We start from the raw sequence: 18,450 nt of genomic DNA, 5'->3' as shown, positions 1-18,450 counted from the left end.
TTTGCTTAATATGCTAAAAAGAATAAAGTTTATGAAATCATTGAAATCACTTTATTCCTTTGGAAGCATTTTATGGCCAGTATCACTATCCGTAATCTTTCACCTGAAGCCAAAGCAATGTTGCGTACACGAGCAGCACAAAATGGTGTTTCTATGGAAGAAGAAGCCCGTCGTTTGTTAAGCAATCCCACCGCATTATCCACACCACCATTACAAGCAAGTACTGCTGAAATGCAATCATTGCAATCAAAATCTGTGCTTTTCATTATCGGCGGTGGAATTGCTGCCTATAAAGCACTTGATTTGATTCGTCGTTTACAAGAACGTGGAGCGCATTTGAACATTATTATGACAAAAGCGGCTCAAAAATTTGTTACCCTCTTAGCAGCTGAAGCTCTGAATGGAGGTGATGTCTATAGTGATTTATTTTCACGTGAAAAAGATCATGATATTAGCCATATTCGGCTAGCACGTAATGCTGATTTAATTATTTTAGCACCGGCTACTGCTGATCGTATTGCAAAAATGGCCGTCGGTATAGCAGATGATCTAGCTGGTTGTGTGCTTTTAGCAGCACGTTGTCCACTTTTGATTGCGCCAGCTATGAATCCGGCTATGTGGGCTCATCCTACAACTATACGTAATGTCGCACAATTGCATGCTGATGGGGTTCATATAGTAGGGCCAGAAAATGGTAAAATGGCTGAACGAGATGAAATAGGTTATGGACGTATGAGTGACCCTTAACCATTGTAGCCTCAGTAGAAACTCTTTTGAGGGAGCAAGAAAAACCGCTTTCTGGTCGTCATTTTATTGTTACTTCTGGCCCCACATACGAACCAATTGACCCGATACGTTATCTTGCCAATCGCTCTTCAGGCAAACAAGGCCATGCAGTTGCAACAGCTTTAGCCAACTTGGGGGCTAAAGTAACACTTATTTGTGGACCTGTTGATCTTCCTGACCCACAAAATGTAAAAACTATTCACGTGGAAACGGCTTGTCAGATGTTAGAAGCTGTTCAAGCTGCACTACCTGCTGATGGTGCTATTTTTGTTGCTGCTGTTTGTGATTGGCGTAGCCAAACGCAATCTTTACAAAAAATCAAAAAGGAGAATAACAAAATCCCACCATCTTTGCATATGGTTGAAAATCCTGATATTTTGGCAACTATCGGTCATGCTTCAAACCGCCCCCCACTCGTTGTTGGTTTTGCTGCTGAAACATGTGACATTATTGTGAACGCACAAAAAAAATGTGTTCAAAAAGGAGCAGATTTCATTCTTGCAAACGATGTTTCTCTCCACACTGATGGAACAAGCGTAATGGGTGGAGATACAAACAGAATTTGTCTGGTCAGTAGAAAAACTGTTGAACAATGGCCATGTATGAGTAAACAACAAGTAGCTGAAAAATTAGCAAAGATTATTGTGTCATTTTTTCATTCTCTTTCCCCCACTGATTAGAAGAAGAAAGAGCTTCTTGTTTCAATAAAATAAAAATTTTTAAAAGTTGATGATGTTTTAAAAACACAACATAAAATAAGAGATAAATTTTAATTAATACAATTTACGTAAGGACCATATAATTTACCAAACAGAGCTTATATAAAACACCATTAATATGAGCTATGATGATGTTAATTTATTTAATCTATCTCTTGTTTTCTATTCTTCTCTTCTTATCTATCGTTTATGATTTTTACCGCTACTTATTTGGCTCTAAAACGCCTTTTTACCCCGCAATATTGCATTATGATGTTGAAAATTTTGGGGCTTACTTGTGTTGTTTTCATCATTATATGGCTACTCATAAACAAGCTTTTTATGCCTTATCTTTGGCTTTGGGTTACGCATTTTTTTCCCATATTAACAGATTGGACAGGATTATTAAAACTTAGCACATTAATCATTCTTAACTTTGGTCTAGCTTTCTTAGCGCCTTTTCTGATTGCTCCAACTACTGCTATAATTGGCAGTTTTTTCGTTGATGCTGCCGCTGAAATTATTGAAAAAGAAGATTATCCCAATGAACCTGTTGGGCAAACTATGTCGTTTACGTCTTCGCTTATTCTCTCTTTAAAATTTGCTGTCATAAGCCTTTTAGGTAACGCAATTGCCTTTATTTTATTTTTCATACCAGGTGTTAATTTGATCGCTTTTTACGTTATTAATGGCTATATGCTAGGTCGTGAATATTTTTTACTCTCTGCTTATCGTTTTCAATCTCAGAAAGAAGCCCATAGTTTTTTACGCATCCATCATATGACAGTATTTTGGGCTGGTTTGGTGATTGCGTTTTTCGTTTCTATTCCCATTGTTAATTTAGTAACACCACTTTTTGCGGCTGCCTTTATGACATATTTATATAAAATGCTCCCCCATAATCACTCTACACTTATTACATTAAAATAACTTACATCCAAAAAATAATTTATACTCAATCAAGTCAAATAGTCGATCTACGAAAGAGGCATTTCATGCCAGAATTAATTTTATATTTAATATAATCTGACGATACTAAAAAATACAAAATTACATATTTAAAATATGATAATCTATTGAAATAATTAATTTTATTAATAAAACGTGTTTATTTTATTGGTTTTATTTTCCTTATAAAGGCACAGCTTAAGCTAGTAATACTTGTAATTGAGATTATCATGCCGCTTTTAAAGCCATATACTTATAAATTAATGTTTCAAAACACCACAGCATGTATTCATAAATTGAAGTAGATTTTTAATCCATTTTTATGGACAGCATTTTCCCATATAAACTTTTGCTCTCATTATTTTACAAGTTATTATAATGCTATAGTATTAAAGTTCTTTTGGCTGAAAATTTATATTATTTGGTTGATAATTGAATCATTGTTGACTTATCACAAAAAACAGATGAAAAATTTTCCTGCTAAAATGAATAATGAAATTTTATTTTATCTATCAATATCTTAACAGTCAGTAACAAACAGATATCAAAAATTTGCAAAATAGTTTAAATTTTGTCTATTATGTTTTTGCAGTAAATGTCACTAATCAATATTAAAGGAAATATCTTTGATTAACCAGAGTAACTCTACAGTTAAAGTGACCAAACAATACATGCTTACCTGCTACAATAGGATTTAATATTCAAATAAATAAACAAGCAAACTATATTGCTAAAATTGTTAACAGATTTATTAAAGGAAATACTCTCAACTCATGCCATTGTTGCTCTATTAAATAAACAAGGGAAGTTAAAATGATATATTGAAAGCCAACACTGGTAAAAAATAAAACAAATAGTTGATTAATCAGTCAAAAGAATCCGACTATTCAATCCCAATATGCCCTTAAGCCATATAAAGTGTATAACATCTAAAGGGAGGTTGCCAAATGAATTGGATTACAAATTATGTTCGTCCTAAAATTAATTCTATATTAGGTCGCCGCGAAATTCCGGACAATCTATGGATCAAAGATCCTACTAATGGGGAAATGGTATTTCATAAAGATTTAGAAGCTAATCAATATGTGAGTCCTTCTTCTGGTCATCACATGCGCATTAGTGCCAAAAATCGTCTTATGCATTTTTTTGATGATGGTGTTTATACATTACTTGAAAATCCAAAAGTTGTCACAGACCCATTAAAATTTCGCGATACAAAACGCTATACTGATCGGTTAAAAGAATATCGCTCTAAACTTGGTGTTGATGATAATATTTTAAATGCACGAGGAACTATTGAAGGCTTACCAATTATTGCCACTGTTCAAGACTTTGCCTTTATGGGTGGATCACTTGGCATGGCCTCAGGAGAAGCTATTATCAAAGCTTTTCACACTGCCATTGAAGATAAATGTCCTTTGGTCCTTTTTGCTGCTTCTGGTGGAGCACGAATGCAAGAAGGAATATTGTCACTAATGCAAATGCCCCGTACAACAGTAGCAATTGAAATGATGAAAGAAGCAAAACTTCCCTATATTGTGGTTCTAACCAACCCTACCACTGGTGGTGTAACTGCTTCTTATGCGATGTTAGGAGATATCCACATTGCTGAACCTGGAGCCATGATTGGTTTTGCGGGGCCACGTGTCATTCAACAAACCATTCGTGAAACTTTACCAGAAGGCTTCCAAAGTAGTGAATATCTGCTTAATCATGGTATGATTGATATGGTTGTATCACGCTTGGAAATGAAAGCCACTATTGCACGGCTTTTACGTTTGATGATGAAACATTCTGTACCCCAAAAACCTTCTTACCCATCATCTCAAAATCCTCAAACAGTATTTTCTGAAATAAATGCTGCTTAAATTATGAACAAAAGCGGCACACAAAAAGTGATTGATGATTTACTGGAAAGCTATCCAAAAAAATTTGCTCCTTCTTTAGAACGTATTTCTCGTCTTTTAGAGTGTCTTGGCAACCCACATTTAAAACTTGCACCCATTATTCACATTGCCGGAACAAATGGTAAAGGATCTGCTTTAGCCATTTGTCGGGCTTTGTTGGAAAGTTCAGGCTACCGCGTTCATGTATACAGCTCTCCTCATTTGGTGCGTTGGAATGAACGCTGGCGACTAAGCGGTCAATTTGTCACAGATAACCAACTGATCAAAACAATTCACCAAATTATAGAAGTAAACCGTAACGAACCAATCGCTGTTTTTGAAATTCTCACAGCAGTTGCTTTTATGTTGTTTAGCACAAATCCGGCTGATGTAATAATTGTAGAAGTTGGATTAGGAGGGCGTTTTGACGCTACCAATGTAATTAACAAGCCAGCTGTATCCCTTATTATGCCTATTGACTATGATCATGAAACCTTTCTTGGCAACACTATTGAACAAATCGCTTTTGAAAAGGGGGGAATTATCAAACAGACTGTTCCTGTGGTCATTAGCAAGCAAAATTATGATATAACTCATTGTGTTTTAAGCACCCTTGCTGATAAAAATAAAGCACCTTATTTTATTTTTAACCAGGATTATCAAAGTTATGAAGAATATGGGCGTATGGTATTCCAAAACAATCAAGGTTTAATGGATTTACCACTTCCTAACCTTATTGGAGCTCATCAAATTGCTAATGCTGGTGCTTCTATCGAAGCAATCTATCAAGCAGGGTTTCAACTTTCACAACAAACAATAAGCAAAGCTTTGCGCAATCTTTACTGGCCAGCACGAATGCAGCACCTCACCCATGGGCGACTGGTTGATCAACTTCCTCTCAGTACTGATTTATGGCTAGATGGCGGACATAACCCCGCTGCTGGAAAAGTTGTTGCAGCAGAACTTACACAATGGAAAAAAAAATCAAACCGTCCTATTATTATGATTGCTAGTATGCTTAAAACTAAAGACGCTATTGGTTATTTTCGCCCCCTGGCCAATCTTGTAGATAAAGTTTACACGATCCCTTTAAATTCCAATGATGCGAGTATATGCCCAACAATCTTAGCTCAATCAGCTCAAAAGGTAGGGCTTATTGCTAGCCCACAAGCTAATCTACAAACTGTTTTTCATAAAATTAGTTTAGAACATAAAGATGCAATCATCCTTATTGGTGGCTCTCTTTACTTTGCAGGTGATATTTTACGTGACAATGAAACACCGCCATGCTAAAAATTTCTATCCATAGGGCTTTAATAAATAGAATTTTTTACCATGAAATTTGATTGCACTCTTTATCAACATCCTAAACTTATCACTGTTTTCGGTGGATCAGGTTTTGTAGGACGACATATCGTTGAAACTTTAACCAAACAGGGTTATCGTGTTCGTATTGCTGTTCGTCATCCACAAAAAGCTTACTACATGTTACAAGTAGGTGAAGTGGGCCAAACCCAAATGCTTGCAACTGATGTTAAGAACCGTGCTTGTGTTGCCCGCGCATTGCTTGGAGCAGATGGTGCAATCTTTCTTCCTGGAAGTTTAACACAAGCAAGCCAGTCGAATTTTCAAAATGCGCAAACTGATGGCGCAAAAAATGTTGCAGAATTATCAGCTCAAGCGAATATTCCGCTCATTCACATGTCTACGCTCATTGCCAATGATGAAAATACCTCATGCTCTTATGCTCATGTCAAATTTACAAGTGAGCAAATTGTGCGTCACAGCCATCCTCAAGCAATTATTATGCGCCCATCGGTTATTTTTGGACCGGAAGATTGCTTTTTTAATACCTTGGCAAATCTATCTCGCTTTTCGCCTATTATACCACTTTTTGGTGGTGGACAAAGCAAATTGCAACCTGTTTATGTTGGTGATATCGCTGAATTTGTTGCACGCGCTTTGGAAGGAAAGGTTGCTTCTGGAAAAAGTTATGATCTTGGTGGACCTGTAGTTATGACATTCCAGAATGCCATTGAAAATGTACTAAAAATCATTCACCGCAAGAAAATAGTTTTATCTATGCCTCTTTCCATTGGTCTCTTCATGGGAAATATTTTAGGAAATATCGGTAAAATACCCTTATTGCCAGAACTTATAACAGCTGATCAAATACGCTTTCTACAAATAGACAATATTGTCTCTCAAGAAGCTATTAAAAATGGACGAACTTTAGAAGGGGTCGGGATTAGTCCTAAAACAATGAGCGCTATTTTACCCAGTTATCTATGGCGGTTTCGTCCTCAAGGACAGTTTTCTAAAAGTTTATCAGCTTAATATACATTTTTTGTGATTAAATTGATAATGTCTACACTTTTAAAATCTAATAACAGAATAGATGTACTGACGCTTAAATCTTATTCATATGTTATTTTTCAGACAATATAACCTTATGAATAAATTCTTTGACCCTTCTTTTTGCAATGTCAAAACCATTGCAAACCATTAGTTTTTTGCTTTATCAATAGAATTTATGATATTTTATTGCCTGTTGTGGGTATCATCATTCACTATATCGATATATTATATCAATATATTGGTCGCATAAGCTCATGAAAATCTAAAATCATATAAACATATAAAGAAATCTTTATATGTGCGTGCATTTTTTAAGCTTCTTTAATCACTTTGAACAAAGTAATTTTAAAGGAATAAAAATAATAGCTTAAATACTACGTTATCAAAGATACCGAACTTGCTGTTTATAGCTAGCAAGAAATCTGGTATTCCTCGCCAAAAATGGAAATATTCAATCTGATGATTTGTCGTAAAGAATTTTCTTCTAATCAACCTGTAAGTGAGGCATATATTTCTTGTACAGAAAACTACAAAAATAAAACAATCGTTTTGCCCAAATATTCTAATGAAAAAGTTGCATACCTTTATCTTGATCGGTTAAAAATAAAATCAAACGTTCTATCAGAAGATATAAGCCAACCTATATTGGAGTTACCTACAAAAACCTTATAAGCCAAATCTAACCGTTATTAGAACGTTTCCCTGGTAAAAAAAGGAGATGCATCGTGCGCAACTTTGGTGAGTATACCTCCAAAGAAAAAACTCAAAAAATCACTCAAATTTATACCAGTATTTTTTGCTTCTTATTCTTTTTTTCTCCATTGCCAGCTGTTGCTCAACCGTTAGCATTCTCCTCTCTTTCTAACTTCACTTGGCCAGATGGTTCATGGCTTATTTTAGCTCTCTTTGGGGGTATTTCTTGTGCCTCACTGCTCATATGTATAGCGGTTATTGTGGCTATAAAAAAAGCTTCATGGAAACCGTTGAAAATGATTCAAGCAGATTTTTTTGAAAAGCTTAAATATTATGAGTGGCTTTTTGAAGAAACAGGCCAATGCCTTCTTATTTGGGAAAATCCCACAGCTTTACCGCATATAGTTGGTAATATTTCCGCATTACAAAAAATGGAAATTAACCAGAAAAATTTTCAATGTTTTGGGCGTTGGTTAGAAGAATCATCTCTAAGACAACTTGATCAAGCGCTGATTGAATTGCGTTGCAATGGTTGCCCTTTTGAGCTTTCTATTACTACGACAAATAAAATATTGTTGCAAGTTACAGGCGTCATTGCAGGAACAGCGGCCATTGCGCGTTTTCAAAATATTTCAACACAACAAAGTGAAAATATTCGCTTACAGAAAAATATCGCCGAATTACTTAAGGAACTGAACCTACAACGTAACCTTCTTGATCATATTCAAGAACCTGTGTGGATCCAAGACTGCAAAGGGAAAATCTGCTTTATCAATCGCGCTTTTCGAGAAATAACAGGCTTTAAAGAAGGCAGCAATCATATAACTGACCTTTTCAATGAAGCCACACAGTGCAAAACAGGTGAAGCAGAAACAGTTTTTCAAGAACATGTGCATACAGTTGTTGATGGAGAACGGCGCCACTTTCACCTCACCCGTGTCACAACAAGAGAAGGGATGGCAGCTTTCGCCCGTGATGATAGTGCACATGAAAATCTTACCAAAGAAATGAGACGAATTCTTCAAAATCATTGTGAGACACTCGATCAAATTTCAACAGCTGTGGCAATTTTTGATGCTCATCAAAAGTTAAAATTCTGCAATCATGCCTTTAAGGTTTTATGGCCACTGGAAAATTCTTTTTTAGAAAGTGAACCAAGTCATTCATTGCTTCTGGAACAATTGCGTGAAAAAGGATTGCTTGGTGAACATCCTGATTGGCGTGCATGGAAAGAAGAGCTTTTTAAAGCTTACCAGCAAATAGAATCGGACCAACAAATTTGGAATCTTCCCGATGGACGTACAGTGCGTGTTATTGCTAGCCCTCATCCGCAAGGAGGTGTTACTTGGTTTTACGAAAATCTTACTGAAAAAATTGATCTTGAGCGGCGCTATAACACATTAATTAAAATACAAGGTGAAACACTTGATAAACTTTCAGAAGGTGTAGTGGTTTTTGGAACTGATGGTCGCCTTCGTTTATCAAATCCAGCCTTATCAAAATTGTGGTCTTTACCTTATAATTTATTAGTAGAAGGGACCCATATTACACAATTACAAACCCATTGTTCAACTTTAACAGTGGGGCAAGAATGGGAACAATTTACCAAATTTATCACTGGTTTTGCTGATAAACGTGATGCATATTCAGGTCGCATAGACTTAAAAAATGGAACGATTATTGATTATACATTGGTACCATTGCCCAACGGACAAACAATGCTAACATTTGTTAATGTTACTGATAGTGTTCATATTGCGCGCGCACTACAAGAAAGGAATGAAGCTCTAGAAAGTGCTGATCGTTTACGCAACGAATTTGTCCAACATGTTTCTTATGAATTACGTACACCCCTTACCAATATTGTTGGATTTTCTGACATTTTACGCGACCAAATTTTTGGCTCTATCAATGAACGCCAACATGAATATCTTGGCCATATCCAATCAGAGTCAAATGCTCTTTTGAATATTGTTAATGATATTCTTGACCTTGCAACTCTTGATGCAGGCATCATGGAATTGGACATTAAACCAGTTAATATTGCCGATGCTATGGCACAAGCAGTTGCCCGAGTAGAAGAACATCTTAACGGGCGCTATATCACATTTTCACAACAGATTTCTCCTTCTTTAAATTTTATTTTGGCTGATGCAACACGTTTGCACCAAATTTTTGTTAATATACTTAGTAATGCTGTTAATTTTGCAACGGAAGAAAGTACGATTGAATTTTGTGCAAATAAACAAGGAGACAACATTGTTTTCAGCGTCCATAATGAAGGGTCTGATATCCCAACTGATATTCTGGATCGTATTTTTAAACGTTTTTCTTCTCGTCCGCACCATGGTGGACGTGCAGGAGCAGGTCTTGGCCTCTCTCTTGTCAAAAGCTTCGTTGAACTCCACGGTGGACACGTTAAAATTTTAACCGGTACGGGCCAAGGGACAACAGTTAAGTGCTTTTTTCCAGTGCAAAAAGAGGATATAATTTCTTAATCTTACTTTTAGTTATTATAACAATTTTTTTCTATAAATTTCATGGAATTCTTTATGAATTTTAGTTTTTTTCTCGAAAATGAAGAAGCAACTAAACTTTTTGCGCAAGATTTAGCTCTTGCCTTAAAACCAGGCGACCTTATAACACTCCAAGGTAATCTTGGGGCAGGAAAATCAACACTTGCCCGCGCACTTATCCATGCACTTGCTAACGATAACACATTGGATGTTCCTAGTCCTACCTTTACTCTTGTTCAAAATTATCAGCTTCCGCAATTTGAAGTTATCCATGCCGATTTTTACCGCCTTTCTATGGTAGAAGAAATTGATGAATTAGGGCTTCATGAAGCACGTGAACAAAGTGTTTTATTGATAGAATGGCCAGAAAAAGGAGCAGATCTCTTAGGGCCTACTACCTTTGCCATCACCCTACAACATGAAAACTGTGGACGCTACATTAGCGTAACATCAGCAGTACATTCTGCCCAGCGCTTGCAACGGTCCTTTGCCATTCGCTCTTTCTTAACAGCTCATGGCCGTGGTCATGTTCACCGTTATTTTTTAGCAAGTGATGCTTCAGCACGTTCCTATGAACTTTTAGATGATGGTCACCATCAAGAAGTTCTCATGGATGCAGCAATTATGCAAACAACACATGATGCCAATTCGGCTTATTCAGAAATAACACATCTTGCAAAAGATATCCGTCAATTTGTAGGGATAAGTCGGCTTATTTCGGATAATGGATTTTCTGCTCCTCGTATTTTCGTTGAAGATTTTGAAAAAGGACTTTTAATTTTAGAAGATCTAGGGCGTGAAGGACTTTTAGATCAAACAGGCAATCCTATAGAAGAGCGTTATCTTGCTTGTAGTGAACTATTGGCGACTTTCCATCAAAAATCATGGCCTTCAGAAAAACAATTTGCAACATTTTTACTTCAAATTCCCTGTTATGATTACCAAACTATGCAAGCAGAACTTTCCTTACTGCTGGATTGGTATATACCCTTTCAAAAACAAAAACCCTTAGATGAAAAACAACGTGAAGCTTTTTTTACCTGTTGGCACCCTTATCTTGACATGTTAATCCAAGGAGAAAATACCTTTGTTATGCGCGATTATCATTCGCCTAACATTCTTTGGCGCGCTCATAAAAAAGGTATCGATCGTATTGGTCTTATTGATTTTCAAGATGGTTTGAAAGGTCCAACAGTTTATGACCTTGTTTCTTTAGCGCAAGATGCACGTTGCTATATTTCACCAACATTGGAAGCAAAAATTCTCGATGCTTATTGCAATGCACGCCGTCAAGCATCACAATCTTTTGATGAAAACGAATTGCGTAAACTTTATGCGTTTGCGGGTGCTCAACGAATTTCAAAAATTTTAGGAATTTTTATACGGCTTCATCAACAAGATGGAAAATCATCTTACCTTAAACATTTGCCCCATCTGCAAGATTATCTTATCCGTAATCTTTCACACCCAATTCTTGCTGATTTACAAAGCCTTTATCAAGAAATGGGTATACTTGCAGACACACCATAGGCATCCAACCTATTGAGCATATTATTATGCGTCTCATACATATTTTCTCATGAGTAGGAAACAATTCATGAGATTTAATTTTGTATCATTAAATCACCTTTTTAAAGTAAAATCGTCTTCTCTCATTCTTAAAGTGCAGATTTTCTCCTGATTAATCATAATCTTTTTGCTCCATACAAATAGGGATATTATTATCTTCAGCCCTTACAAATCTATTGCTTTAATCATTACGTGCCACAAAACTATAAAACAAAGCATAATGGTTGTATTATAGCTGCAACCGCAACACTTCACTCCTCTTACTTCTGTTTTGGAAAAACCATTGTATAAACGCAGTTTTTCAAGCTTTTGCTAATTGAAAATTAATATACAATGGAAATAATCAAAAGATAACTAAGATGGAATCTTTATGCTCTCAAAACAAGGCTCAATGACTCGTAAACCGCGTGTATTTTCTATTTCTCCTGGAACTTCTTTTTGCCTCATTTTGTTGATGCACTTCTCTCAGGTACCCTTATTGATGACTTTGCACCAAATGGAGATATCCAAGCTGCGCTTGTTGATACTCTTATTTATGTACCAACACGGCGTGCTGCTCGCGCTTTACGTGCAGCCTTTGCTGAAAGAAGTCATACACGATCGAGCTTTTTGCCCACTATCCGCCCTTTAGGAGATATGGATGAAGAAAGTTCTTTTTTGTTGAAAATCATGATAGTATTTTAACACTCAATCCCCCTATTAAAGAAAGTGAACGTCTTCTCCTTCTAGCACGCCTTATTCGTCCCTGGCGTGAAAATCTGCCAGCCCATTTGCGTGCTATATTTGGTACAGAAGATGTGCTCATTCCTGCTAATACCGCTGATGCAATTTGGCTTGCTCAAGATTTAGCAAGCTTGATGGATGAAGTTGAAACAGAATCTGCAGATTGGTCAAAACTTAAAGATATCTGCCCTGATATGGTTGCTGAATGGTGGCAAATTACTTTAGATTTTTTAACTATTATTACACAAAATTGGCCTCAAATTTTAAAGGAAAAACAACGAAGCAATCCGGTTGAATGGCGCAACCAAGCACTTAAAATACAAGCAGACATTTTACACCGCACACAACCTCATAAACCTATTATCGTTGCTGGTGCAACAGGTTCTATTCCTGCAGTTGCCCATCTTTCAAAAGTGGTTGCCTACCTGCCCAAAGGAGCCGTTGTTCTCCCAGGGCTTGATCTTTATATGGATGAAGCGCAATGGGATGCATTAGGCACAATGAATAAAGATACAACAACTCTTGATTGTTTTGATCATGCTCTTGGTGCTTTTAGTCACCCTCAATATCATTTAAAGAAATTTTTATCTCTTATGAAATGTCAACGCATTCATGTGAGTGAAATTGGCCAAAGAAGTATAATGCAAACAAAACGCGCTGCCATTGTATCAGAAGCGCTACGACCCGTTTCTACTACAGATCAGTGGGCACAAATCGTGCGTGATGATTATGAAAATGTTTGCGCAGATTGGTCACTGATTGAAGCCAGTAATGAACGTGAAGAAGCTTTAGCTATTTCTATTGCTTTACGTAATGCCATTGAAGAACCTCAAAAAATTGCAGCTCTTATTACTAATGACCGCAATTTAGCACGCCGTGTTGTCGCTGAATTACAGCGATTTGGGATTGAAGCAAATGATTCAGGTGGAATACCACTTGCACATACATCACCTGCAACCCTATTACGACTGCTGTTAGAGAATGTATTTAAGCCTGGTGATCCTATCGCCTTTCTATCTCTTCTTAAACATCCACTCACAATTCTAGGACAAAATCGTCAACGTTTACGTGAAATAGTAGAAAATTTTGAATTATTTGTTCTTCGAGGCAATCCTAATCATATCAACCTTTGCGAATGTGATCAATTTCTTGAAACATGGGTGCAAACATATTCCTATAACATGTCTGACAACTGCCCCCTTGATCTACAAAAAACCGAAGAGGCACGATCGCTTTGTCACCTTTTGGTTAAAGCAGTTGAACCATTAGCATCTTTGATAAAACAGGATAAAGAATGTACCATCAATGAAGTTGCAAGAGCAACTGTTGAGGCATTTGAAAATTTTGGGCGAGACGATAATAACTCTTTTGTGCATCTTTACCAAAATGAAGCAGGAAAAGCTCTATCAATTTTTTTGCATGAATTGGTGAATGATCAATCAGGATTAAAGTTTCATCTTTATGAATGGCCTGCTATGTTTTCAGCTCTTATAGCAACCCGCTGTGTAAGCCCCTCTCCCGGTGGGCATCCGCGTTTATTTATTTGGGGGACCTTAGAATCACGCTTACAAACAGTTGATACAGTTGTTCTTGGTAGCCTTAATGAAGGATTTTGGCCTTCAACAACCCGCAATGATGCTTTTTTATCGCGGCCAATGAAAATGACACTAACTCTTGAACCACCTGAAAAGCGTATTGGCCTTGCAGCACATGATTTTCAATGGGCCATGGGAATGAATAAAGTGGTGATGAGCCGAGCTACGCGGGTCAACCATATTCCTTCTGTTCCCTCACGCTGGTTGCAACGTTTAGAAACAGTAGTAGGCAAACAAGTTTGGAAAAAAATCTGCTCACGGGGAGAGACATTTCTTCATTGGGCAAAAATGCTCGACAAAACAGATACGATTGGTTTTACACCACGACCTTGCCCTGTACCGCCACTCGATATGCGCCCACGTCATTTTTCAGTGACTGAAATAGAAACATTGCGCTATAATCCTTACGCCATTTATGCTAAAAAATCTTGCGTCTCAAACCACTTAAGGCACTCATTTATAGTCCCTATGCAGCTGACCGTGGAATTTTATATCATGCTATTCTTGCCGCTTTTTGCACACAAATAAAAGACCCAAACGTTGCTCATGCATTAGCGACATTTCTGGCCATTGGGCGCAAAGAATTTGACAAATTAAATTTGCCTCCTGACATTAAAGCAATTTGGTGGTCAATTTTTGAAAATTTTGCTCCTTTCTTTATTAAATGGGAACAAAATCTTGGACCTCGTAAACGACATGTTGAAGTCGCTGCTCAAAAAACGCCTATAGGCACAACAGGTGTCACTCTTTCAGGGCGTGCTGATCGTATTGATATTTTACCTGATAAAATGGTTGAAATTCTTGATTTTAAAACCAATACTCCTCCTTCATCTAAACAGGTTCGTGCTTTATTACATCCACAATTGGCGTTGGAAGCAGCTTTGTTAATGCAAGGAGCTTTTACAGACTTCCAAGATCTTACTCCTTCAAACTTATTTTACGTCCCCCTTAAAGGAAAAGGTCCAATCAAATCTCAATCGATTATTTTATACCAAAAAAAAGCAAAAGATCAGACAAGTGCAGTCTTACTTGGTCAAGAAGCATGGAAACGTCTTATTACATTGATTGAGTATTATCAAAATCCACAACAAGGTTACCTTTCACACGCACTCCCTTCACCTCATCGTTATGAAGGTGATTATGACCACTTGGCTCGATTATCGGAATGGTCTAGTAATTTTTATAAAGCAGGTTCATCATGACTACTTTTTTTATTCCTGAAGCAGCCCTTGATGCACAAAAAAAAGCGACACATCCAAAAACAAATGTATGGGTTTCTGCAAATGCAGGATCTGGAAAAACCCATGTTTTAAGTGAACGCGTCATCCGCTTGCTTTTAAACGGCACTCCTCCAGCGCGCATTTTATGTCTAACTTATACCAACGCAGCCGCTTCTGTGATGCAATCGCGTATTTTTCGCACACTCTCTAGTTGGAATGAACTTAATGATGAGCAACTCCAAACAGTTTTATCGCAACTTGAAAACAAGCCCACAAATACACAAAAACTCGCTCATGCGCGTAAACTCTTTGCTCGTGCCCTTGAAACACCAGGTGGCTTAAAAATTCAAACCATTCATGCATTTTGTGAAGCTTTATTGCATCAATTTCCGCTAGAATCTAATATTGCTGGTCATTTTGAACTGCTTGATGATACAAATCGAACACAGTTATTGCACCAAGCCCGTTGCCAACTTTTGGCACATAGCCATATACAATCGGCTTTAAAAGAGCTCTTTAAAACTATTAGCGAAAGTACATTTGATCAATTGCTACATGAAGCTGCTCAAAAACAGCATGAACTTTCTGATTTCTTACCGTTCATTTTATCTGAAAGTGGAGAACAGCAATTACGCGCATTTTTTAATTTAAAACCCAATGAAACACATTCACAAATACTTAAAGAAATTCAACAAACCGCTTCATTGTCTCCATATACCTTCAAATATTTTCAAACCTACAGTAATAAAAAAGCAACAGACATTATAGCGAAATTTTCTCAGTTAGCGACCGTCTCAGATGAAGAAGATATTATAGACGTTGTATCAAGCATCTACTTTACAGCTGACGGCATACCACGTAATTTTTCATGTCTTTTTTCCAAAAAATTAGATGAAACTTCGTCTTTTATTCAAAAAGAAATTGAAGAAAAACAAAACAAGGTTTCTACTTTATTAGACAAATATCAAGGTATAAAACTTGTCACACTCAATATAGCCGCTTTCCAGATTTGTGCTACTTATCTTAAAATCTATGCGGATTTAAAAAAGGCCAACGGCCTGCTAGATTTTGATGACCTTATTGAACGTACACTCTATTTATTGCAGCGTAAAGGTGCAAGTCAGTGGGTGCAATATAAACTTGATCGCGGCATTGATCATATCCTTATCGATGAAGCACAAGACACCAACCCTGAGCAATGGCAAATTATTCAGCTTTTAGCGCAGGAATTTTTTGCAGACTATAGTCAACACACAAACATCCGCACTATTTTTGCTGTTGGTGATGAAAAGCAATCTATTTATTCTTTTCAAGGTGCTGAGCCAGAAAATTTTGCTAAAAATGGCAGGATGTTTCAAAAACAAGTGCAACGCATTAATCAAAAATTTGAAAAAATACAACTGCACTATTCTTTTCGTTCTACAGCTGATATCCTCAAAGGTGTTGATCTTGTATTTGAAACGCCAGAAAATTATAAAGGACTTTCAGCAGACAATGTAAAAACAGTGCATGAACCTGTTCGCATTAACAGCCCAGGGGAAATTATTTTATGGGACACCATTTCCAAAGAAACAAACAAACTTCCTGATGATTGGCATTTAACTGTTGATCATTTGGATACACCTGAAATACGCTTAGCCAATAAAATTGCCGCAACCATTGCTAACTGGTTGCACTCAGGTGAAATGCTTCCAGCAAAGGGGCGTCTGCTGCGTGCCAGCGACATTCTGGTTTTAGTTCGTAAGCGACATGATCAATTTGTACCAGCTCTTTCTCGCGCACTTAAATTACACAATGTTCCTGTGGCTGGCGCTGACCGTTTACAATTAACCAGCCATATTAGTGTGCGCGATTTAATGGCGCTTGCACAGTTTGTTTTGCAACCACAAGATGACCTCTCTCTTGCCTGTGTTTTAAAAAGTCCACTTTTTGCGCTTAGCGAAGATGCACTCTATCACCTTGCAGCAAAACGTACAGGATCACTTTGGCAAAGCCTTTGTACCCACGCTTCATCACATGTATCTTATAAAGATGCTTTTGAAAATTTAAGCAAATACCGTACCTTTGTTGATAAAATGCCCGTTTTTGAATTTTATAGCCATATTCTCAACAATGACAAAGGACGACAAAAAATCCTCGCTCGTCTAGGATCTGAAGCAAATGAGATTCTTGATGCTTTTATGGATTATACACTCACGATTCAAAAAACCGGTTTGCCAGGACTGCAAGCCTTTTTAGAAACATTGAGTGCCAATAAACCAGAAATCAAACGTGAACTTGATCAAAACCATGAAGAAGTCCGCATTATGACTGTCCACGCTGCTAAAGGATTGGAAAGCGCTGTTGTTTTTTTTGTTGATCCAGGTAGTGCAATTTGGGATACACGTTATACACCACACTTTTTCACATTTCCTTTGAATGGAAGACAAGCTCTTATTTGGCGCCCAAATGCACAATTTGATACAAAATTTAAAAAAGCACTCTCATATTTAAAAGAGCGTGCTGAAGAAGAATATAAACGCCTTCTTTATGTAGGAATGACGCGTGCTGAAGATCGATTAATTGTTTGCGGTTATAGCGGTCAACAAGAAAACCCTAATACATGGCTAAAGTTAGTAAAAAAAGCCCTTCAGCCCCACACCGTTGCTATAAAAGACCCGACAGAAGATGTAGCAGCTTGGCGCTATTCTATTACACCTTCTTCTACCCTAATAAACAAAGAAATACTTGATGAAGGCAACCAAACATTGCCACCTTTACCTGATTTTTTTCATCATAAAATGCCTTTAGAACCAGCTTTACCAAAACCCTTAAGACCTTCTGTTGCTAGTCTTTTCATTGATGTTGACGCGGAATCTTTCCCTAATCAAACACACCTTAGCATTTCACCTGTTTTAGGAGAAAAAAATACAAACAAAATTTTTACTATTGAATATGGTAATTTGGTTCACCGCTTACTACAATATCTGCCTGAGTGCCCTCCCCAACAGCGTTTTGATTATGCCCAGCGTTATCTTAACATAAAGGCTTCCCATTGGCCTGAAATTCAAAGAGAAAAAGCACTCCAACAAGTTTGTAAATTGTTAGAAAATCCACATCTCAAATCTCTTTTTTCTGATAATTCCCGCGCTGAAGTTTCGCTTACGGGTACCCTTAAAATTCATGGTAAAGAACAGATAATTTCCGGACAAATTGACCGTTTATGTGTCACCCAAGACAGCGTTCTTTTTGCTGATTTTAAAACAGGAATTCCACCAGAAGATGAAACAACTATCGCACCAAATTATTTATTACAAATGGCTCTTTATCGAAAATTGCTGCAAACTATTTACCCAGATAAAAATATTGATGCCTTTCTTATTTATTGTAAAGAAGCAAAAATTTTTACACTTACTCCTGAAAAACTCGATGCATGTTTAAATGAATTTACCTGATAAAGAAGAAAAAACTTTATAAAA

7 protein-coding genes and 2 pseudogenes are annotated in these 18,450 nt (G+C 37.0%); all 9 read left to right on the top strand.

Annotated elements, in window-relative coordinates; translation table 11 throughout:
• Positions 1–72: 72 nt before the first annotated feature.
• The 9 genes and pseudogenes from coaBC to addA all read left to right on the top strand — a co-directional run bounded on the left by coaBC (position 73) and on the right by addA (position 18,426).
• Positions 73–1,466: pseudogene (gene coaBC / locus BscR1v2_RS00170) on the top strand (bifunctional phosphopantothenoylcysteine decarboxylase/phosphopantothenate--cysteine ligase CoaBC).
• Positions 1,467–1,694: 228 nt separating this feature from the next.
• Complete coding sequence (locus BscR1v2_RS00165; RefSeq protein ID WP_078689294.1) at positions 1,695–2,414, top strand: sulfate transporter family protein; 720 nt, start codon at positions 1,695–1,697, stop codon at positions 2,412–2,414.
• 965 nt (positions 2,415–3,379) lie between these two features.
• Entirely contained in the window at positions 3,380–4,300 is a 921-nt protein-coding gene (accD, locus tag BscR1v2_RS00160; RefSeq protein WP_078689293.1) for an acetyl-CoA carboxylase, carboxyltransferase subunit beta, read from the top strand.
• A 3-nt stretch (positions 4,301–4,303) separates the two neighbouring features.
• Positions 4,304–5,611, top strand: a complete 1,308-nt coding sequence (locus BscR1v2_RS00155) for a bifunctional folylpolyglutamate synthase/dihydrofolate synthase (protein WP_078689292.1) — start codon at positions 4,304–4,306, stop codon at positions 5,609–5,611.
• A 42-nt stretch (positions 5,612–5,653) separates the two neighbouring features.
• A complete protein-coding gene (locus tag BscR1v2_RS00150; RefSeq protein ID WP_078689291.1) occupies positions 5,654–6,655 on the top strand; it encodes a complex I NDUFA9 subunit family protein in 1,002 nt (333 codons plus the stop codon).
• A gap of 746 nt (positions 6,656–7,401) precedes the next feature.
• Positions 7,402–9,867, top strand: a complete 2,466-nt coding sequence (locus BscR1v2_RS00140) for a sensor histidine kinase (protein WP_078689289.1) — start codon at positions 7,402–7,404, stop codon at positions 9,865–9,867.
• 54 nt (positions 9,868–9,921) lie between these two features.
• Positions 9,922–11,415 (top strand): tRNA (adenosine(37)-N6)-threonylcarbamoyltransferase complex ATPase subunit type 1 TsaE, encoded by a 1,494-nt coding sequence (gene tsaE / locus BscR1v2_RS00135; protein ID WP_078689288.1) that lies wholly within the window; start codon positions 9,922–9,924, stop codon positions 11,413–11,415.
• Positions 11,416–11,845: 430 nt separating this feature from the next.
• A pseudogene (gene addB, locus BscR1v2_RS00130) lies at positions 11,846–14,974 on the top strand (double-strand break repair protein AddB).
• Positions 14,971–18,426 (top strand): double-strand break repair helicase AddA, encoded by a 3,456-nt coding sequence (gene addA, locus BscR1v2_RS00125; RefSeq protein ID WP_078689287.1) that lies wholly within the window; start codon positions 14,971–14,973, stop codon positions 18,424–18,426. Before addB ends, addA begins: the two are co-directional and overlap by 4 nt.
• Positions 18,427–18,450 lie beyond the last annotated feature (24 nt).

It is taken from the genome of Bartonella schoenbuchensis R1, assembly GCF_002022685.1.
Lineage (GTDB): Bacteria > Pseudomonadota > Alphaproteobacteria > Rhizobiales > Rhizobiaceae > Bartonella > Bartonella schoenbuchensis.
The sequence above is the reverse complement of the archived record's forward strand: the minus strand, read 5'-3'. Positions and strand labels throughout refer to the sequence as shown.